Raw genomic sequence first — 19,892 nt, 5'->3', positions numbered from 1 at the left:
AGAGAAGTATGTTTCAGCTAAAACCGGGCAGCATGGCGATGATCGTGGGTGCCCGCACGGCGTCAGGCCGTCGCAATATTGGTAAATCTGTTGAGCTATTTGGCCTCTGCCAGCCTGGCCTGCGTTTTGTTAACCCGGTCAACGGCGTGATGACGCAATTACCGGCCACCGCAGATCGCGCGCTTTGGCTGGTGACGGGTGATGTCTACGCCTTTGACAACCAGCACGGCTTTGCGTTTGTACGCGCCGAACATCTGATGCCGCTCACCCCGGATGAAGCGCCGCAAATTCTGGATGAACTGACGATCGGCTGATCACAGATGACGCAGCCAGTCGGCTAAGATCAGGGCGTGATTTTGCTCCGCGTTTTTGGCAGCAAAGAGCAGGGTGACGGTCTGCCTGCGCGCCAGCGTCGCCAGACGCACTCCCTCGTCAGCATGTTTCGCAAGCTCTTCCCGATAGGCCTGACTGAAGGCGGTGAAATCAATGGTTTCGCTATGAAAGGCCTTGCGTAGTTCATTCGAGGGCGTGAGCGCTTTACACCATTCATCATAGACGAGGTCCGTTTTTTTAAGCCCGCGAGGCCAGAGCTTGTCCACCAGCACCCGATAGCCGTCGTCCGGACCTGCCTGTTCGTAAACGCGTTTGCACTGAATCATGATTCCACCCTCCCAATTTAAGGTATTGTGATAACTGCAAAAGATCGGTAGTCTGAGGTTCCTTATGTTATCTGATAATACTCTGGCATAAGGAACCTTTCATGGAACACCTCCCGGTTAAAACGACGCTGCGCATTGCGCTGGTTGGCGATTACAATCCCAATGTTATTGCGCATCAGGCGATCCCGTTGGCCATTGACGACGCTGCAGCAGTCCTTGACCTCACCGCCGATTACGACTGGCTGGCCACCACGGAGCTGACTAGCCCTGAAGATCTGGTGGGCTACGATGCCATCTGGCTGGTTCCTGCCAGCCCCTACAAAAACACCGAGGCCGCTTTTATTGCCGCGCGCTACGCCCGTGAAAACAGCATCCCGTTCCTGGGCACCTGCGGCGGATTCCAGCATGCGCTGATTGAGTATGCCCGAAACGTGCTGGGCTGGGCCGATGCGGCACACGCTGAGACGGATACCGAAGGCACCATGGTGATTGCGCCGCTGACCTGCTCGCTGGTGGAAAAAACCGATGCGATTGAACTGCGCAAAAATACGCTGATCGCCAAAGCATACGGCAAGCCGGAAATTGAAGAGGGGTATCACTGTAACTATGGTGTGTCGCCGGCGTTTGCACAGGCGCTGGAAAGCGGTGATATGCATGTTACGGGCTGGGACGATCAGGGGGAAATTCGCGCCGCGGAGCTGGTTACGCACCCGTTCTTCGTGATTACCTTATTCCAGCACGAGCGTGCCGCGCTCGAAGGGCGTCCGGTCGTGCTGGTGCAGGCGATGCTGCGCGCCGCTCGCGGGTAAAAAAGGCAGACCCGAGGGTCTGCCACACAGTTTAACGGGGCGCGATCTCCCGGTCTCGCCCGGCTAAGATACCGCAGAGGGCCATTATCACGGCGGCCAGGGCGCAGCCCAGAAGCGGGATTTGCCAGTCTCCTGCGCTATCGTGAATTTTTCCCATCAGCGGGGGACCGCAGGCGGCGAGCAGATAGCCAATCGACTGCGCCATGCCGGACAACGCCGCCGCCTGGTGCGCAGAACTGGCGCGCAGACCGATGAACGTCAGGCCGAGGATCATCGTTGCCCCTGTGCCAAAGCCAAACACCAGCGTCCACATCACCGCCATACCCGGCATAAACCATAATCCCGCCGCGCTTATCGCGCACATCAGCGCCACCGCGCCTGCGATCGCCCGCTGGTCTTTCAGGCGGTGGAGGATCAGCGGAACGGCGAGTCCCGGAACGGCCGTAGCCAGCTGCAATAGACCGTGCACCGAGCCAGCCTGGGCTTCGCTGTAGCCGTGGCTCAGCAGTATCGCCGGCAGCCAGCCGATGATGACGTAGTAAATCAGCGAGTTTATCCCCAAAAAGAGCGTGACCTGCCAGGCGAGGGCCGAGCGCCAGATCGCGCGGTTATGTAGCGCGCCTGCGGCCGTTACCGTTGCGACGTGTTTCTGACGCCACTGGGGCAGCCAGAGCAGCAGCGCGACCAGCGGAAACGCCATCAGCATCAGCAGCGCGCCATGCCAGCCCGCACTCCCTTGTGCCAGGGGAACAATCATCGCTGAGCCAAACGCCGCCGAGACGCCCATCGTCAGGGAATAGGCTCCGGTGAGCTTCGCCACCTGGCCGGGAAAATCACGCTTAATTAATCCGGGTAACAGCACGTTCCCGAGCGCAATACCGCAGCCGACGATCGCCGTTCCGGTGAAAAGCAAAGCGGCGGAAGGAAGGGAGCGAACGGCAATCCCGACGCAAATCAGCAGCAGGGCGATAAACAGGCTGCGCTCCATGCCGATACGCCGGGCAACGCCCGCGGCGAGCGGCGAGACAATGGCGAAAGCCAGCAGGGGCAGGGTGGTCAGCAGACCGGTTTGCGCCGTACTTAAGCCATAATCAAGACGAATTGTATCGAGCAGCGGCGCTGCGCCGGTAAAGGTGACGCGAAGCGTAGTGGCAATCATCAGGATGCCTGCAATCAACAGCGCGCCGTGTTTTCCTGAGGTGCGAATAGCAGTAGTCATTATGTTCTCATACGTTCAAGCGAGCGCACACAATACCCATTTTATCAGCGGTTGAAATCAGGCTAAAATGACAGTTTATCGCTAATATCGGACAAACTGATGATTGGTCTGGGACTGGAAGGCTACGATCCTGATAGCCAGTACGATGCGGCCGTCGCATTTCGCATTCAGGTAGTGGCGGAGGAACAGTATATTCCCCGGCATCATCACCGTAAGGGGCAGCTGATTCTTGCCCTCGGCGGCGCAATCACCTGTGAAGTGGAAAATGCCATGCTGATGGTTCCACCTCAGTATGCCGTCTGGATCCCCGGCCAGATGCCGCACAGCAACAGGGCCACGCCGGGCGCGCAGCTCTGCTTTTTGTTTATTGAGCCGGGGGCCGTCAGCCTGCCCGAGCGCTGCTGCACCCTGAAAATCTCTCCTCTGGTGCGGGAGCTAATTTTATCCCTGGCGGAAAAGTCGCGTGAACAACTCCCACTTGCGGCCACATCGCGCCTGGTGGACGTTCTGTTTGACGAGCTGCCGCTCCAGCGTCAGGAGCATCTGCAGCTGCCCGTCTCGCCCCATCCCAAAATTCGGCTGATGAGCGAGAAAATGGCGGAAGAGCCCGCCGCCTGGCAGACGCTGGCGCAGTGGGCGAGCCACTTCGCCATGAGCGAACGCAGCCTGGCGCGGCTGGTGGTGAAAGAGACCGGTTTAAGCTTTCGCCGCTGGCGTCACCAGCTGCAGCTGATTGTGGCATTACAGCACCTGATCGGCGGGAAATCGGTACAGCAGGTGGCCCAGTCACTGGGCTATGACTCTACCACCGCGTTTATCACCATGTTCAGAAAGGGACTGGGCCAGACGCCGGCGCGTTATATGGCCAGCCTGACTACGACTTCCCGATAAACAGAGAGACAAGGCCTGCCGCAATCAACGGCCCCACCGGCACGCCACGAAAGAGCGCCACGCCCAGCACGGTGCCCACCAGCAGACCCGCCACCAGCGAGGGCTGGCTGCTCATCAGCGTAACGCCGCGTCCTCCCAGCCACGAAACAAAAATCCCCACCGCGATCGCCACCAGCGATTTCCAGTTTACAAACGAGTGCAGCAGGGTTGATGCGGGCAGCGTGCCGCTGGCGATCGGCGCCATTACCCCAATGGTCAAGATAATGATCCCGATGGTGAGGCCTTGTTTTTCTATCCACGGGAAAAAGGTATTTAACGGGGTCACGCGCACAATAATCAGCACCAGAATCGAGATGGCGACGGTGGTGTTATGGCTGACAAAGCCGAGCGCGGCCAGTGCCAGAAGAATGAGCAGAGTAGGGTCAAACATAGGGAATCCTTGCCAGAAAAATTGTTCTGTTTACTGTACGCGCAAACGCGGCAGAGAACAGTTTTAAAAAGATTTTATCGTTGTCATTACCTTGTCATTTACGCGGATTAAAACGAAAGCAGATATCGCAAAAGGGTCGCCATCATGAACGATCACATGTTTGTTGAAACGCTGATTATCTCCTCATCGTTTTTCGCTATTGCCGCTATTCTCGTTGCCTCCGTGCTGTTTCTGGAACGAAAAGGCTGACAGGGCGTCAGCCATCGCAGTTACGCTTTATGGAAGGTGACAAGCTCAGGACGGGCGATGCGCAGGTAATCCTGGGTATCCATAATCACGGATTTCTCCAGCAGGCCGGCGTTAAACGCGATTTCGTCAAAACGCTCGAACAGCAGCGGGTCGGCAACCAGCGCCAGGTCAGGATGGAAGCTAAAGGGCGGGATAGCGCCGAAAACGCAGGCGGTCAGGGCATCGACTTCCGCCGGGCTGGCGAGGGAGGCTTTTAGCCCGCCAAAATGGCTGGCAAGCTGGCTTAGGTCAGCCTGCAGATCGGCGGCGAGGATCGCCAGAACGTGTTTTTTTACGCCGTTTCCCTTCACCTTGCAGACCAGGGCTTTTGCGCCTTGCCGCAGGTCGGTCCCGCGAATTTCACTTACCGCTTCACATTTCCCGACAGCCTCGTGCTCCATGACGCGAAACCGCGCGCCCTGCTCGGTGAGTAAGGTAATCAGTTGCTGGTGGGTTCCTGCCTCAATAACGTCATCAGTCATAACGATTTCCCGGTGATAATCCAGTATGCAGCATTCTACATTAGCACGGGATGAGCGGGGTCGAAAGAAAACAGCCAGCGGGCTCGCTGGCTGTTGGGTTATGCGTTGCTGGTAGCAGACTGTTTGTGGAACAGCTCTCTGAACACCGGATAAATATCATCCTGGTCACGGATATGCTGCATGGCAAAATTGTCGAACATCGCCTGCAGATGCTCATATTCTCGCCACAGGGTCTGGTGCGCGCGGCGGGTGATTTCGATATAGCTGTAGTAACGCACCACAGGCAGAATTTTCTTCGCCAGAATCTCGTGACACAGCGGTGAGTCGTCGGCCCAGTTATCGCCGTCCGACGCCTGCGCGGCATAAATATTCCACTGCGCCGGGTCGTAGCGCTCTTTGACCACTTCATCCATCAGCTTCAGCGCGCTCGAGACGATGGTCCCCCCGGTTTCCTGAGAGTAGAAGAACTCATGTTCATCCACCTCCTTCGCCTGGGTGTGGTGGCGGATATAGACCACCTCCACGTTCTTATAGGTTCTGCTCAGGAAAAGGTAGAGCAAAATATAAAAACGCTTCGCCATATCCTTGGTTGCCTGGTCCATCGAGCCGGACACGTCCATCAGACAGAACATCACCGCCTGGCTAGAGGGCTCAGGGCGTTTTTCGTAGTTCTTGTAGCGCAGGTCAAAGGTGTCGATAAACGGTACCCGTTCGATCTTCGCCCTCAGCTCTGCAATCTCTTTACGCAGGCGCTCCTCTTCCAGCAGTTGCGCCGGTTCCGTGTTTTCCACCACCTTCAGGCTGCTCTCCAGCTCGCGCAGCTCGCGCCGTTTTCCTGCCGTCATGGCCGTGCGTCGCGCCAGCGAATTCTGCAGCGAACGTACGACGCTGATGTTGGCGGGTACGCCGTTGGCGGTGTAGCCCGCGCGGTGGGTTTTATATTCATTAAGCTGACGATGCTGATTCTTCTTCAGATTCGGCAGCGCCAGGTCTTCGAACAGCAGGTCGAGATATTCATCTTTTGAAATCTGGAAGACAAATTCGTCCTGACCTTCACCGTCCTGGCTGGCCTGTCCCTGACCGCTTCCTGAACCACCTCCGCCGCCCTGAGGGCGCTCAATTCTGTCGTTCTGAACGAAGTGGTCATTACCTGGGTGTACGCGATGGCGCAGGCCGCCTCGCCCCTGATGAAACATCGGTTCGCTGATGTCATCGGTGGGGATGGAGACAGACTCGCCGCTGTCGACGTCGGTCACCGAGCGTTTGTTGATGGCCTCGGAGATAGACTGTTTAATTTGCGCTTTATAACGACGCAAGAAGCGCTGGCGGTTCACCGTGCTCTTGTTTTTGCCGTTAAGACGCCGGTCAATAAACCAGGTCATATACCCCCCGTACTGCATTTGCCAACTTGCATTTTGTAGGCCCGGCAGGCTCTAAGCGCCGCCGGGCACTTGTTTTAAGACGATTTACGCACGCGCAGGTACCATTCGCAGAGCAGGCGCACCTGTTTGCGGGTGTAGCCTTTTTCCATCATACGGTCGACAAAATCGTCGTGTTTTTTCTGTTCATCGGTTGAGGTTTTGGCGTTAAACGAGATCACCGGCAGCAGCTCTTCGGTATTGGAGAACATTTTCTTCTCAATGACCGTGCGCAGCTTCTCGTAGCTGGTCCAGTTTGGATTGCGCCCGTTGTTATGCGCTCTGGCGCGCAGGACGAAGTTCACAATCTCATTACGGAAGTCTTTCGGGTTGCTGATCCCGGCAGGCTTCTCGATTTTTTCCAGCTCCGCGTTCAGGGATTCACGGTCAAAAAGCTGGCCGGTATCCGGGTCGCGGTACTCCTGATCCTGGATCCAGAAGTCAGCGTAGGTGACATAACGGTCGAAAATGTTCTGCCCGTACTCTGAATAGGATTCCAGGTAGGCCGTCTGGATCTCTTTGCCAATGAACTCGGCGTATTTCGGGATCAGGTAACCTTTCAGGAATTCAAGGTAGCGTTCAGCCTGCTCCTGCGGGAACTGTTCGCGTTCAATTTGCTGCTCCAGCACGTAGAACAGATGAACCGGGTTGGCCGCCACTTCCGCATGGTCGAAGTTAAAGACGCGGGAGAGGATCTTAAACGCGAAGCGCGTGGACAGACCGTTCATCCCCTCATCAACCCCGGCGTAGTCGCGGTATTCCTGATACGATTTCGCTTTCGGATCGGTATCCTTCAGGCTCTCACCGTCATACACGCGCATTTTCGAGTAGATGCTGGAGTTTTCCGGCTCTTTCAGGCGCGAAAGGATGGAGAAGCGAGACAGCGTTTCCAGGGTGCCCGGTGCGCACGGCGCATGCACCAGCTCACTGTGGTTAAGCAGTTTCTCGTAAATTTTGATCTCTTCAGAGATCCGCAGGCAGTAAGGCACCTTGACGATGTAGACGCGGTCAAGGAAGGCCTCATTGTTTTTATTGTTACGGAAGGTCACCCATTCAGATTCGTTCGAGTGAGCAAGAATGATCCCGTTAAACGGCAGGGCGGAGATACCTTCCGTCCCGTTGTAGTTGCCTTCCTGGGTTGCCGTCAGCAGAGGATGCAGCACTTTAATCGGTGCTTTAAACATCTCAACGAACTCCATGATCCCCTGGTTAGCCCGGCACAGCGCGCCTGAGTAACCGTAGGCATCCGGATCGTTTTGCGCGAAGTTTTCCAGCTTGCGGATGTCAACTTTACCCACCAGCGCCGAGATGTCCTGGTTGTTCTCATCGCCGGGTTCAGTTTTGGCGATGGCGATCTGTTCAAGGATAGATGGCCAGACCTTCACCACGCGGAATTTGGTTATGTCGCCACCAAACTCGTGCAGGCGTTTTGCCGCCCACGGCGACATGATGGTGCCGAGGTAGCGACGCGGTATACCGTATTCTTTATCCAGAATCTGCGCATCTTCCTGCGGATTGAACAGGCACAGCGGATGGTCATTCACCGGGCTGCGCTCGCCGTTGGCGCTCAGCACATAGATAGGCACGCGCTGCATCAGCGACTTCAGGCGTTCCGCCAGCGAGGATTTACCGCCGCCCACGGGGCCGAGTAAATAGAGGATCTGTTTCTTCTCTTCCAGACCCTGAGCGGCATGCTTCAGATAGGAGACAATCTGTTCGATGGCATCTTCCATACCATAGAACTCTTCAAACGCCGGATATCGGGCGACCACCCGATTCGAAAAGAGACGGGAAAGCCGGGGTTCCAGGGCAGTGTCAACCATGTTTGGCTCACCAATAGCCATCAATAGCCGTTCTGCCGCATTGGCATAGGCACTGCGATCTTGCCGACAGATGGTAAGAAACTCCTGCAGTGTGAACTCTTCGTCCTTGGCAGCTTCATAGCGCTGGCGATAGTGATCGAATATATTCATGGCATGCCGTCCTTTCGTTTTTTAGCACAGGATAAGAGCCGTTCGTATGAGTAGTGGAGGCTCCCGGAAGAGAATCTCTCGCACCTCACTGCCAGAGCAGCAACCTGTATGCCAGGTCAGACGCTAAGAACCGCAGGGTGTTCAGGAAAACTCTTCTTAAATTAAAGCGTAGATGGCATTTGCAAAACTTGCATGCCCACAAAATCTACTTTCAATGACATATCAATAACTCATCCAAAAATTTCCACTGTCGTTATAAGACAAATGCACGTTTTTCATTCAGCGGTCATATAAATGAAAGCGTGTTGTCATCTGAAAAGTTAAGAATAACGGGTTAATCAGACTGATTAGCAGGCAAAAAATTTTGGGATGTACGGGAATGGCGGTTACACTTCACCCGCTGATTATTTGACTACAGGAAAGAATGGATTGTGACCAAACTCAAACTTCTGGCATTAGGCATCCTTGCCGCGACCGCAGTAAGTACCGCACAGGCGGAAAGTCAGTGGACGCTTGGCGCGGGTGTTGGCGTCATTAACAGCCCGTACAAACAGTATGACCGTGATGTGTATCCTGTTCCGGTTATCACCTATGAAGGGGATAACGTCTGGTTCCGCGGGCTCGGCGGCGGCTACTATCTCTGGAACGACAAGGCCGATAAGCTCTCCATCATGGCCTACTACGATCCAACGCACTTCAAGCCGGGTGACAGTGATAGCCACGCGCTTCGCCAGCTCGACAAGCGTAAAAGCTCGATGATGGCCGGCCTCTCATACGTGCATAACACCCAGTATGGCTTCCTGCGTACGGCCCTGGCGGGTGACACGCTGGATAACAGCAACGGCTTTATCTGGGACCTGGCGTGGCTGTACCGCTATACCAACGGTGGGCTGACCCTGACGCCGGGTATTGGTGTGCAGTACAACAGCGAGAACTACAACGACTATTACTACGGCGTCTCTAAAAACGAGTCCCGCCGCAGTGGTCTGAAAAGTTATAGTGCAGATGACGGCTGGGATCCTTACCTGGAGCTGACAGCGAGCTACAACTTCCTTGGCGACTGGAGCGTGTACGGTACCGGCCGCTACGAGCGTCTGAGCGACGAAGTGAAGGATAGCCCGATGGTCGATAAGTCCTGGGCAGGCATCTTCTCTGTGGGTGTGAGCTACAAGTTCTGATTGTGCATTAATTTAGTGCAATCTATGCATCAAAACGGGGCGCTTGCGCCCCGTTTGCTTTAGTGTGGTGCAGAGAAATTATCGCTTCACAATGCGAATCGTCTGCCCTAAACGAGACGGTTTTTCTTCACTCGCTTTCTGCGGGTTGGTCACGCGAGCCGTTTCCACGCAGACAAACGTTTTATAACCCTCATCCGTCATGTCGGCCATGCTGACGGACAGCGCAGGACCCGGGTTCCAGCCCACCACATCGCTGTGATGATGATGGACCACTTCAATGCCGCGGTTCAGGGCGCCGTCGTGGATCACGCTACACGCTTCCGGGTGCAGGTAGACGCGGTCGGTACGGTCAGGGAATGCCTGAACGCCGTCGCTCAGTTTGCCTTCTTTCGCGTTATCGACTTTATCGATATAGGTATCGCCCAGGCCGCTCACCTTCACTGCGCTGATATCACCCACGTTGAAATAGGTGTGCAGGGCAGAGGTGGTCTCGAACTCGCCGTGAGCTTCCAGTTCGATTTCGCAGGTTTTACCCAGCTTGAAGCGGGCATACAGGGTGAAATCGTGCGGCCACAGGGCGCGGGTTTCATCATTAGCCTGCAGCTCAAAGGTCAGCACGGCGCCGTTATCGTCTTCGTTGTGCGCTTTCAGGGTCCACTGCTGGTTACGGGCAAAACCGTGAGAAGGCAAACCCTGCTGGGCGGACGGGCCGAACCACGGCCAGCAGATAGGCGCGCCACCGCGGATCGCTGCCCCTTTTTTGAAGGAGGTCGCATCGCTCAGCCACAAACCTTCGGCTTCGCCTTCCGGTTTCCAGGAGAGCAGGTGAGCGCCGTTCAGCGCCACGGACGCTTTAACACGCGGATGGTCAACGACGATGATATCAGCACCGTCAATCTGACGGCGGGAGAGCACAGGGGTAAGCTGTTCGACTACCGGAAGTGCAAAAATTTTATTAATCATTAAGCAATCCTCTGTCTTATAAATAAAAAAAGGCGACCGAAGTCGCCTTTTTGGATCAAGCACTCATCTCAACTTATTTGGAGATGTGAGCGATCAGGTCCAGTACTTTGTTAGAGTAGCCAGTTTCGTTGTCGTACCAGGAAACCAGTTTAACGAAGTTGTCGTTCAGTGCGATACCTGCTTTAGCATCGAACACGGAAGTGCACACTTCGCCGTTGAAGTCGGTAGAAACAACGTCGTCTTCGGTGTAGCCCAGAACGCCTTTCATTGCGCCTTCGGAAGCAGCTTTGATTGCTTTCTTAATTTCTTCATAAGAAGCAGCTTTTTCCAGACGAACGGTCAGGTCAACAACAGATACGTTTGGAGTTGGAACGCGGAACGCCATACCAGTCAGTTTGCCATTCAGTTCTGGCAGTACTTTACCTACAGCTTTAGCAGCACCGGTAGAGGATGGGATGATGTTCTGAGCCGCGCCACGGCCGCCGCGCCAGTCTTTGTGAGACGGGCCATCAACGGTTTTCTGAGTAGCGGTGGTCGCGTGAACAGTAGTCATCAGACCTTCGATGATGCCGAAGTTGTCGTTGATAACTTTAGCCAGTGGTGCCAGGCAGTTGGTGGTGCAGGATGCGTTAGAGACGATATCCTGGCCAGCGTAAGTTTCGAAGTTTGCACCACGAACGAACATTGGGGTGTTGTCTTTGGAAGGACCAGTCAGAACAACTTTCTTCGCACCAGCGGTGATGTGTTTACGCGCAGTTTCGTCGGTCAGGAAGATACCGGTTGCTTCAGCAACAACGTCAACACCGATTTCGTTCCATTTCAGGTTAGCTGGGTCTTTTTCAGCAGTAACGCGGATGGTTTTGCCATTAACAACCAGGTGGCCGTCTTTCACTTCAACGGTGCCGTCGAAACGACCGTGAGTTGAGTCGTACTTCAGCATGTACGCCATGTATTCAGCGTCCAGGAGATCGTTGATACCAACGATTTCGATGTCAGAACGTTTCTGAGCAGCACGGAAAACAATACGGCCGATACGGCCAAAACCGTTGATACCTACTTTGATAGTCATATATTCCACCAGCTATTTGTTAGTGAATAAAAGGTTGCCTGTAAAATTACAAAAACCTTACGCAGCGTCAAGCGGAATCGTGTCAATCATTGCGACAAATCAATCCTGTGACTAACGTTTGTGCGACTGACTCGCCTCACTTTCCCTTTGAGCTTGCACCCATATGGGGGCTGCGCCGGGATTTTAAAGTCCTCGCAGGATAAAAATGTGAACGTGATCACAATTGCCTGACCGCTTATTCGCGACACATAAGTTTAGATCAAAAGTGCACGCAAGGGTGTTAATGTTTTGTTAGAATCCGGGTTGAAAGATGTCTGTTTCTACAGCGAGATGTAAGCATATGTCGAACCAACGTAACCCTGACGATTTGAAAAAAAACCTCACAGAAATGCAGTTTTACGTGACGCAGAATCACGGAACGGAACCGCCGTTCACCGGGCGTTTACTGCACAACAAGCGGGACGGCGTCTACCACTGCCTGGTCTGTGATGCCCCGCTGTTTAATTCACAAACGAAATTTGATTCTGGCTGCGGCTGGCCGAGTTTCTATGAGCCGGTGAGCGATGAGGCAATCCGCTATCTGACCGACTCGTCGCACGGCATGGTGCGTACGGAAATTCGCTGCGGCAACTGCGACGCGCACCTTGGGCACGTTTTCCCGGATGGACCTCAGCCTACCGGCGAGCGTTTCTGCGTAAATTCAGCCTCAATGAGCTTCACCGATGATAAAAACGGTGACCAGATTAAGGGTTGAAAAAACGATTCAGCAAATTATTCCTTTGAAAGGGCGCGAGTGTGAATATTGATGACATGATTAGCGGCATGACGCCGGAGATTTATCAGCGTCTGGTGACCGCCGTGGAGCTTGGAAAATGGCCCGACGGCGTTGCGCTGACGCCGGAGCAAAAAGAGAACAGCTTGCAGCTGGTGATGCTGTGGCAGGCGCGCAATAACACCGACGCACAGCACATGACGATCGACACCAAAGGCCAGATGGTGATGAAGAGCAAGCGCGAGCTGAAAGAGGACTTCGGTATCACGCCGAAGCCGATTGCGACGATTAAAATGCAATAATGGTGCGGGTTGATGCCCTCTCCCACAGGGAGAGGGCGTAAAAGACTATGCCTGCGTTTCCAGCCAGTCTTCGAGCGTATACAGGGTTGCGCCTTCCGCAGCCATATCCATAAACGCCTGAGCGCTGTCCTGTGGTTGAATGTTCACCCCGCGGCAGCCGTCGGTGATGACGCTGACGGTGTAGCCAAGCTGAAGCGCATCCAGCACGGTGAACTTCACGCAGTAGTCCGTCGCCAGGCCCAGTACGATCAGCTCCGTGATTTCGTGGTGACGCAACCAGGCGTCCAGCGCCGTTTTCTGGCGATACCCGTTATCAAAAAACGCGCTATAGCTGTCGATAGCCGGGTTTTCACCTTTACGGAACACCGCATCGATGGCCTTTTGATTCAGAAGCAGATGCAGTGCCGCGCCTTCCGTTTGCTGTACGCAGTGATCCGGCCAGAAAGTTTGCGCCAGCCCGTCGAGTTCACCCTGGGTGAAGGGCTCTACGTTGTGCTGGCTGGCAAAGCTGCCGTGATTTGCCGGGTGCCAGTCCTGGCTTGCGACAACTGCTTCACCACGGGCTTTGCACCAGTCAATCAGCGTGTTTGCCACGTCAACGGTGCTGTCACCTTCGGCGACGGCCAGCGCACCGCCCGCGCAGAAATCATTTTGCAAATCGACCAGGAGCAGGGCGCGTTGCTTCATGAGCACTCCTTATTCGTCCGGGGTCAGTTCGCCGCGCAGGTTTTGCATCATCGCGCTGCGAATGGACTGAATGTCCAGATCCTGACTCAGTAAATAGTGAAGTTTAGTCAGCGTTGCCTCAACGGTCATATCGAAGCCGCTGATCACACCAGCATGCGCCAGCGCGTTGCCGGTGGCATAGCCGCCCATATTCACTTTACCGGACATACACTGGGTCAGGTTCACTACCACAATTCCGCGCTCGCTGGCTTCCTGAAGCTCTTTCAGGAACTCGCCGTTCTGCGGCGCATTGCCCACGCCGTAGGAACGCAGGATTAGCGCCTTCACCGGCTGGCGCAGGAAGTTACGCACCACGTCCGCAGAGATACCCGGATAGATGGTGACCACGCCAATCGGTTGCGGAGTAATCGGATGCACAATCAGCTCGCCCGCTGTGTTCGGCGCAGGAGGGGTTCCCAGACGACGGATATGAATACCGGCCTCAAGCAGCGGCTGCAGGTTTGGGGAGGCGAAGGCGTCAAAGCCGTCGGCATGGGCTTTGGTGGTGCGGTTCCCGCGATACAGACGGTTGTTAAAGAACAACGACACTTCGTTAATCGGGTAATTCGCCGCCACGTACAGGGAGTTCAGCAGGTTGATCTGCCCGTCCGAGCGCAGCTCCGCCAGCGGAATTTGCGACCCGGTAACGATTACCGGCTTGCTCAGGTTCTCCAGCATGAAGGAGAGCGCCGAGGCGGTAAACGCCATGGTGTCGGTGCCGTGCAGGATCACGAAGCCGTCGTACTGGTCGTAATGGGCTTTAATGTCATCCGCGATATGCTGCCAGTCTTCCGGCGTCATGTCAGAGGAGTCCATCAGCGGCTCGTATTCGTGGATGGTAAAGTCAGGCATTTCCGGACGGTGGAATTCTGGCATCAGCGCAAGCTGACGCTGCAGGTGGCCGGAGACGGGGATATAGCCGTTTTCGGAACGCTGCATACCGATGGTACCGCCAGTGTAGGCTACATAAATCGATTTCTTCTGCATGGTAGTGAGTTCTTGTTCTTCAAAAGAAAAAAATCCCCTCTTCGCGGGAAGAGGGGACGGTTTTTAACGGACGTTAGCGCAGGTCAGGCAAAACGCGTAACGACTCTGTGGATCGTTAAAGGCCGCAAGCTTATCGCTTTCTGCCTTCATCGCTTTTGCCGCCGTGGCGACAGGCGCAGGCAGGTAAGCCTGCAGCGCCTCCGGCAGCATGGCACGTACCGAGCCGGACATGCTGTCCATGACCATATCGAAGAACGACGGTTCGTCCTGGTAATACTCGATATGCCACTGCTTCAGCTTCGCCAGTTCGGCGGCTTTCTTCACCGCGTCATCGAAGTCACCCAGACTGTCGACCAGACCGTTGCTCTTCGCATCCTGGCCGGTCCAGACGTGGCCCTGTGCAATCTGGTCGATCTGCTCAGGCGTCTTTTTACGCGAGTCCGCGACCAGGGTGATAAAGCGTTTATAGCCGTTCTCAATGCTGAGCTGCATCATCTCAGAAACTTCCGGCGGCAGGGATTTGGTCACCGACACATCCGCCAGCGGAGAGGTTGCTACACCATCGGTATGCACGCCCAGAGAATCCAGGCTGTTTTCCACGGTGTTGATCACCCCGAAGATGCCAATCGAGCCGGTCAGCGTGCTTGGGTTAGCCACGATGTAGTTGGCTGGCGTGGAGATCCAGTAACCTCCGGAGGCGGCCATTCCGCCCATTGAGACGACGACCGGCTTGCCTGCGGCGCGGGCCGCGGCCAGTTCAGCACGGATCACCTCTGAGGCGCTGACGCTGCCGCCAGGGCTGTTGACCCGCAGGATAATTGCCTTCACTTTCGGATCGAGACGAGCATCGCGGATTTGCGACGCGGTAGTATCGCCGCCCACGTTTCCCGGGGTCTCCTGACCGTCCATGATCGCACCGTTGGCAAAGACCACCGCGACGCTGTCACCGTTCTCATCCGATTTTTTCGTCGAGTAATCATACATGCTGATGGCGCTGTAATTTTTGTCCTCTTTGCTCCAGCCAAACTGTTTGCTCAGGGATTTTTCAATCTCGGCGCTTGTGCCCAGAGCATCAACCAGTTTGTTATCGAGCGCATATTTTGCGGTATCACCGTCAACCTTACGCAGGCCTTCGAGCACGCCCTGCGCGCCAGGGAACACCTGCTCAGGCGTAATCTGACGGTTAGCGGCAACGGTGCCGAGATAGTTCTGCCACAGCTCGCCAATCCAGCGGCTATCTGCTTCGCGGGCGGCAGGGGACATATCGTCGCGGATAAACGGCTCCACGGCGGATTTATACGTGCCGACGCGGAAGACGTGGGTGGTGACCTTCAGCTTGTCGAGCAGCGATTTATAGTACAGGCCGTTGGTGGCAAAGCCGTGCAGATCGACCGTGCCCTGCGGGGAGAGCCAGATCTTATTGGCGAAGCTCGCCAGATAATATTGCCCCTGGCTGTAGCTGTCGCCCACGGCAATCACCGGCTTGCCGCTGTCGCGGAACTCGCGCAGCGCTTTACCGATGTACTGCATGGAAGGCTGATCGCCACCGGCAAAATCTTTCAGATCCAGCACGATGCCGGTGATGTTGCGGTCATCTTTGGCCTGACGGATGGTATCGACGATATCGAACAGGGAATTTTCCTGCAGGCGGTCTGATGTCGCGCCAAACAGCTGACGGCTGATTACGCCCAGACGGCTGCTGGCGGAAGGTTTATCAACAATAACGCCGGTGATATCGAGTAACAGCGCCCCGCGAGTCGAATGCTGCGCCTGATTCGCGTTGCTGATGTGCATCCAGATACCCGCGCAAACCAGAACCAGCAGGATGAAGAAGATGTTCATCACCAGGTTGCGGACGAAGTTGAGCAGTCGCCACGTCCATTTAAAGAAACCGGCAATAATTCGCCAAAGGGTTCGCATGTATTCTCCCTAACCAGAAAATGACTGTTTCCGTCGCCACTGGACGGTAATGTTGGGTTATCGTAATGACCCAACCGCCACTTGTCAGCAGGAATCGCCTGCCAGGCTGTAACAAAATCTGCCGTCGTGTTAATTTTGTGAGTAAATTTCAAGAAAGGAGTTAACCAATGGACGCACTCGAACTGCTTGTTAACCGCCGTAGCGCTTCCCGTCTGGCCGAACCTGCCCCGGCAGGCGAGCAGCTGGAGAACATTCTGCGTGCCGGCATGCGTGCCCCCGATCATGGCACACTGCAGCCGTGGCACTTCTTTGTAATTGAAGGCGAAGGCCGCGATCGTTTCAGCCAGCTGCTGGAGCAGGGTGCGGTGGCCGCCGGGCAGGATGAGAAGGGCATCGACAAGGCGCGCAATGCCCCGTTCCGTGCACCGATGATTATTGCTGTCGTGGCGAAATGCCAGGCCGACCATAAGGTGCCGGTCTGGGAGCAGGAAATGTCCGCGGGCTGTGCGGTAATGGCGATGCAAATGGCCGCCGTCGCGCAGGGCTTCAATGGCATCTGGCGCACCGGGCCGCTGACGGAGAGCGCAGCCGTACGGGAAGGATTCTCCTGTGGCGAGCATGACAAAATTGTCGGCTTCCTCTATCTCGGTACTCCGCAGCTTAAAGCCTCCAGCACCATCAGCGTGCCGGACACCACGCCTTTCGTCAGCCGTTTCTGATAACGCGCGCTAAACTGTCTGGATTCTGAGCATCTGCCGCAGAATTCAGACAGTCATACTTACCTCTTTATGGAATGAGCGCTACCATAGCGCGATTGAGATGACAGGAGACGTCCATGAGCGAGCAAACCATTCGTTTAACGCAGTACAGCCACGGAGCCGGTTGCGGTTGTAAAATTTCCCCGAAAGTGCTGGAGACCATCCTGCACAGCGAACAGGCGAAGTTTGTCGACCCGAACCTGCTTGTCGGCAACGAAACGCGTGACGATGCAGCGGTTTATGACTTAGGTAACGGCACCAGCATTATCAGCACCACCGACTTCTTTATGCCGATTGTCGACAACCCGTTCGACTTCGGACGCATTGCGGCCACCAACGCCATCAGCGATATCTTCGCAATGGGCGGTAAGCCGATTATGGCGATCGCCATTCTGGGCTGGCCGATCAACACCATCCCGCCGGAAGTGGCCCGTGAAGTGATTGATGGCGGCCGTTTCGCCTGCCAGCAGGCGGGAATTGCGCTGGCCGGCGGTCACTCTATTGATGCGCCGGAGCCTATCTTCGGCCTGGCCGTTACCGGCGTGGTGCCGACCGAACGCGTGAAGCGCAACAGCACCGCGCAGGCGGGCTGCAAGCTGTTTCTCACCAAGCCGCTGGGCATTGGCGTGCTGACCACCGCCGAGAAAAAATCCCTGCTGAAACCGGAGCACAAAGGGCTGGCAACCGAAGTCATGTGCCAGATGAACCTCGCCGGTGCGGCGTTTGCCAATATCGACGGCGTGAAGGCGATGACCGACGTGACCGGTTTTGGTCTGCTGGGACACCTCTCCGAGGTGTGTCAGGGCGCGGGCGTGCAGGCGCAGGTCTGGTATCAGGACGTGCCGAAGCTGCCGGGCGTGGAAGAGTATATTGCTCAGGGCGCGGTTCCGGGCGGTACCCAGCGTAACTTCGCCAGCTACGGTCACCTGATGGGCGAAATGCCTGAGGAGTGGCGCAACCTGCTGTGCGATCCGCAAACCTCCGGCGGCCTGCTGCTGGCGGTGACGCCGGAATCCGAAGCCGAGGTTCAGGCTACGGCCGCCGAGTTCGGCATTACCCTGACGGCGATCGGCGAGTTGGTGACCGCGCGCGGCGGTCGTCCGATGATTGAGATCCGTTAATTCGATGCGGTTGTTTATTGCCGAAAAGCCGAGCCTGGCCCGTGCCATCGCCGACGTGCTGCCTAAGCCGCATCGCAAAGGCGACGGCTTTATCGAATGCGGTAACGGGCAGGTGGTCACATGGTGTATTGGTCACCTGCTTGAGCAGGCGCAGCCGGATGTCTATGACAGCCGCTACGCCCGCTGGAACCTGAACGATCTGCCCATCGTGCCTGAAAAATGGCGCCTGCAGCCCCGACCTTCGGTGACCAAACAGCTCAACGTGATCAAGCGCTTCCTGCATGAAGCCGATGAAATCGTGCACGCGGGTGACCCGGACAGGGAAGGACAGCTGCTGGTGGATGAGGTGCTGGACTATCTGGAGCTGGCGCCGGAAAAGCGCCAGCAGGTGCAGCGCTGTCTGATCAACGACCTCAACCCGCAGGCGGTGGAGCGAGCCATTTCGCGCCTGCGCGCCAACAGCGAGTTTATTCCGCTGTGCGTCTCGGCGCTCGCGCGTGCCCGCGCGGACTGGCTGTACGGTATCAACATGACCCGTGCCTACACCATCCTCGGGCGCAACGCGGGCTATCAGGGCGTGCTCTCCGTGGGGCGCGTGCAGACGCCGGTGCTGGGGCTGGTCGTGCGTCGCGATGAAGAGATTGAAAACTTCGTCGCCAAAGATTTCTTTGAGGTGAAAGCGCATATCGTCACGCCTGAAGACGAGCGCTTTACCGCAGTCTGGCAGCCGAGCGATGCCTGCGAGTCGTATCAGGATGAAGAGGGGCGTCTGCTGCACCGTCCGCTGGCGGAGCATGTGGTTAACCGCATTACCGGACAGCCCGCTATCGTCACCAGCTATAACGATAAACGGGAATCAGAACCCGCGCCTCTGCCGTTCTCGCTGTCGGCCCTGCAGATTGAGGCCGCGAAGCGCTTTGGCCTCAGCGCGCAGAACGTGCTGGATATCTGCCAGAAGCTCTATGAAACCCACAAGCTGATCACCTATCCGCGTTCGGACAGCCGCTATCTGCCGGAAGAGCACTTTGCCGGTCGTCATTCGGTGATGAACGCCATCAGCGTGCACGCGCCGGATCTGCTCCCGCAGCCGGCGGTGAATCCGGATACCCATAACCGCTGCTGGGACGATAAAAAAGTCGATGCCCACCACGCGATTATCCCGACGGCGCGCGCCAGCAGCGTCAACCTGACGGATAACGAAGCGAAGGTCTACAACCTGATCGCTCGTCAGTACCTGATGCAGTTCTGCCCGGACGCGGTGTTCCGCAAATGCGTGATCGAGCTGGAAATCGCAAAAGGGAAGTTTATCGCCAAAGCCCGTTTCCTCGCGGAAGCAGGCTGGCGTACCCTGCTGGGGAACAAAGAGCGTGACGAGGAGAACGACGGCACGCCGCTGCCCGTCGTCGCTAAAGACGATGAGCTGCTGTGTGAAAAAGGGGAAGTGGTGGAACGCCAGACCCAGCCGCCGCGCCATTTCACCGATGCGACGCTGCTGTCGGCGATGACCGGGATCGCACGGTTCGTGCAGGATAAAGATCTGAAGAAGATCCTGCGCGCCACCGACGGTCTGGGTACGGAAGCGACGCGAGCGGGGATCATCGAGCTGCTCTTTAAGCGCGGTTTTCTTGAGAAGAAGGGGCGCTATATCCATTCGACCGAGCCGGGACGCGCGCTGATTCATTCCCTGCCGGAGCTGGCCGCCAGGCCGGACATGACCGCGCACTGGGAATCGGTGCTGACGCAGATCAGCGAGAAGCAGTGTCGCTATCAGGACTTTATGCAGCCGCTGGTCGGGACGCTTTACCAGCTGATCGATCAGGCGCGCAGCACGCCGGTGAAAACGTTCAGAGGGATGGTTGCACCCGGTGGTGGCGCGAAGAAACCGTTTAAAAAGAAAAAGAGCGCGGCCTGATACACCCGGCCGCAC

21 protein-coding genes are annotated in these 19,892 nt (G+C 56.2%); 10 read left to right on the top strand and 11 right to left on the bottom strand.

The genetic code is table 11. The annotated features are described in order from the left end of the window. The first annotated feature begins 8 nt into the window (after positions 1–8). Positions 9–314, top strand: coding sequence for a nuclear transport factor 2 family protein (locus tag AC4IBF_RS12935; protein ID WP_045401563.1), 306 nt, complete (start codon positions 9–11; stop codon positions 312–314). On the opposite strand, the gene AC4IBF_RS12930 is transcribed toward AC4IBF_RS12935, so the two are convergent. Then, positions 315–659, bottom strand: coding sequence for a DUF488 domain-containing protein (locus tag AC4IBF_RS12930; protein WP_133294186.1), 345 nt, complete (start codon positions 657–659; stop codon positions 315–317). Between the two features lie 101 nt (positions 660–760). On the opposite strand from AC4IBF_RS12930, the gene AC4IBF_RS12925 reads away from it, so the two are divergent. Next, the gene (locus tag AC4IBF_RS12925) at positions 761–1,468 is read left to right on the top strand and encodes a CTP synthase C-terminal region-related (seleno)protein (protein WP_133294187.1); all 708 of its coding nucleotides are present in this window, start codon (positions 761–763) and stop codon (positions 1,466–1,468) included. 31 nt (positions 1,469–1,499) lie between these two features. On the opposite strand, the gene AC4IBF_RS12920 is transcribed toward AC4IBF_RS12925, so the two are convergent. Further along, positions 1,500–2,687 carry a CynX/NimT family MFS transporter gene (locus AC4IBF_RS12920; RefSeq protein ID WP_136194696.1) on the bottom strand — a complete coding sequence of 396 codons (1,188 nt, stop codon included), beginning with the start codon at positions 2,685–2,687 and terminating at the stop codon, positions 1,500–1,502. Between the two features lie 99 nt (positions 2,688–2,786). Here AC4IBF_RS12920 and AC4IBF_RS12915 point away from each other — a divergent pair, with 99 nt between their 5' ends. Then, positions 2,787–3,578 (top strand): AraC family transcriptional regulator, encoded by a 792-nt coding sequence (locus tag AC4IBF_RS12915; RefSeq protein ID WP_491462871.1) that lies wholly within the window; start codon positions 2,787–2,789, stop codon positions 3,576–3,578. Here AC4IBF_RS12915 and AC4IBF_RS12910 read toward each other — a convergent pair. Continuing rightward, entirely contained in the window at positions 3,562–4,008 is a 447-nt protein-coding gene (locus AC4IBF_RS12910; RefSeq protein WP_024908579.1) for a DUF441 domain-containing protein, read from the bottom strand. The genes AC4IBF_RS12915 and AC4IBF_RS12910 overlap by 17 nt on opposite strands. Positions 4,009–4,152: 144 nt before the next feature. Here AC4IBF_RS12910 and yoaI point away from each other — a divergent pair, with 144 nt between their 5' ends. Beyond that, complete coding sequence (gene yoaI / locus AC4IBF_RS12905; protein ID WP_111965575.1) at positions 4,153–4,257, top strand: small membrane protein YoaI; 105 nt, start codon at positions 4,153–4,155, stop codon at positions 4,255–4,257. A gap of 20 nt (positions 4,258–4,277) precedes the next feature. On the opposite strand, the gene AC4IBF_RS12900 is transcribed toward yoaI, so the two are convergent. The 3 genes from AC4IBF_RS12900 to yeaG form a co-directional block, all read right to left on the bottom strand. After that, a complete protein-coding gene (locus AC4IBF_RS12900) occupies positions 4,278–4,778 on the bottom strand; it encodes a YbaK/prolyl-tRNA synthetase associated domain-containing protein (RefSeq protein WP_133294189.1) in 501 nt (166 codons plus the stop codon). A gap of 98 nt (positions 4,779–4,876) precedes the next feature. Then, the gene (locus AC4IBF_RS12895) at positions 4,877–6,160 is read right to left on the bottom strand and encodes a YeaH/YhbH family protein (RefSeq protein ID WP_032651499.1); all 1,284 of its coding nucleotides are present in this window, start codon (positions 6,158–6,160) and stop codon (positions 4,877–4,879) included. Between the two features lie 74 nt (positions 6,161–6,234). Continuing rightward, a complete protein-coding gene (gene yeaG, locus AC4IBF_RS12890; RefSeq protein WP_008500713.1) occupies positions 6,235–8,169 on the bottom strand; it encodes a protein kinase YeaG in 1,935 nt (644 codons plus the stop codon). 431 nt (positions 8,170–8,600) lie between these two features. On the opposite strand from yeaG, the gene AC4IBF_RS12885 reads away from it, so the two are divergent. Continuing rightward, positions 8,601–9,347: a MipA/OmpV family protein gene (locus tag AC4IBF_RS12885; protein WP_115874791.1), complete on the top strand. Its 747-nt coding sequence runs from the start codon at positions 8,601–8,603 to the stop codon at positions 9,345–9,347. A 78-nt stretch (positions 9,348–9,425) separates the two neighbouring features. Here AC4IBF_RS12885 and AC4IBF_RS12880 read toward each other — a convergent pair whose 3' ends face one another. Then, the gene (locus tag AC4IBF_RS12880) at positions 9,426–10,310 is read right to left on the bottom strand and encodes a D-hexose-6-phosphate mutarotase (RefSeq protein ID WP_491462870.1); all 885 of its coding nucleotides are present in this window, start codon (positions 10,308–10,310) and stop codon (positions 9,426–9,428) included. Between the two features lie 73 nt (positions 10,311–10,383). Beyond that, positions 10,384–11,379, bottom strand: coding sequence for a glyceraldehyde-3-phosphate dehydrogenase (gene gapA / locus AC4IBF_RS12875; RefSeq protein WP_014831506.1), 996 nt, complete (start codon positions 11,377–11,379; stop codon positions 10,384–10,386). A 340-nt stretch (positions 11,380–11,719) separates the two neighbouring features. Here gapA and msrB point away from each other — a divergent pair, with 340 nt between their 5' ends. After that, positions 11,720–12,133: a peptide-methionine (R)-S-oxide reductase MsrB gene (gene msrB / locus AC4IBF_RS12870; protein WP_063409330.1), complete on the top strand. Its 414-nt coding sequence runs from the start codon at positions 11,720–11,722 to the stop codon at positions 12,131–12,133. A gap of 56 nt (positions 12,134–12,189) precedes the next feature. Then, positions 12,190–12,453 (top strand): YeaC family protein, encoded by a 264-nt coding sequence (locus tag AC4IBF_RS12865; protein ID WP_411800869.1) that lies wholly within the window; start codon positions 12,190–12,192, stop codon positions 12,451–12,453. A gap of 45 nt (positions 12,454–12,498) precedes the next feature. Here AC4IBF_RS12865 and pncA read toward each other — a convergent pair whose 3' ends face one another. The 3 genes from pncA to sppA all read right to left on the bottom strand — a co-directional run bounded on the left by pncA (position 12,499) and on the right by sppA (position 16,086). Beyond that, positions 12,499–13,140 (bottom strand): bifunctional nicotinamidase/pyrazinamidase, encoded by a 642-nt coding sequence (gene pncA, locus AC4IBF_RS12860; protein WP_491462869.1) that lies wholly within the window; start codon positions 13,138–13,140, stop codon positions 12,499–12,501. Between the two features lie 9 nt (positions 13,141–13,149). After that, complete coding sequence (gene ansA / locus AC4IBF_RS12855) at positions 13,150–14,166, bottom strand: asparaginase (protein WP_008500705.1); 1,017 nt, start codon at positions 14,164–14,166, stop codon at positions 13,150–13,152. Between the two features lie 63 nt (positions 14,167–14,229). Further along, complete coding sequence (sppA, locus tag AC4IBF_RS12850; RefSeq protein ID WP_491462868.1) at positions 14,230–16,086, bottom strand: signal peptide peptidase SppA; 1,857 nt, start codon at positions 16,084–16,086, stop codon at positions 14,230–14,232. A 167-nt stretch (positions 16,087–16,253) separates the two neighbouring features. Between sppA and AC4IBF_RS12845 the strand changes: the two genes are divergently transcribed. From AC4IBF_RS12845 to AC4IBF_RS12835, 3 genes are all read left to right on the top strand, one after another. Further along, a complete protein-coding gene (locus AC4IBF_RS12845) occupies positions 16,254–16,805 on the top strand; it encodes an NAD(P)H nitroreductase (RefSeq protein WP_143344991.1) in 552 nt (183 codons plus the stop codon). Positions 16,806–16,921: 116 nt separating this feature from the next. Further along, positions 16,922–17,965: a selenide, water dikinase SelD gene (gene selD / locus AC4IBF_RS12840; RefSeq protein WP_008500702.1), complete on the top strand. Its 1,044-nt coding sequence runs from the start codon at positions 16,922–16,924 to the stop codon at positions 17,963–17,965. A 4-nt stretch (positions 17,966–17,969) separates the two neighbouring features. Next, complete coding sequence (locus AC4IBF_RS12835) at positions 17,970–19,877, top strand: DNA topoisomerase III (protein WP_111965584.1); 1,908 nt, start codon at positions 17,970–17,972, stop codon at positions 19,875–19,877. Positions 19,878–19,892 lie beyond the last annotated feature (15 nt).

It is taken from the genome of Enterobacter sp. Taxon_8, assembly GCF_058354585.1.
This window is presented reverse-complemented; position numbering and strand designations above follow the sequence as displayed.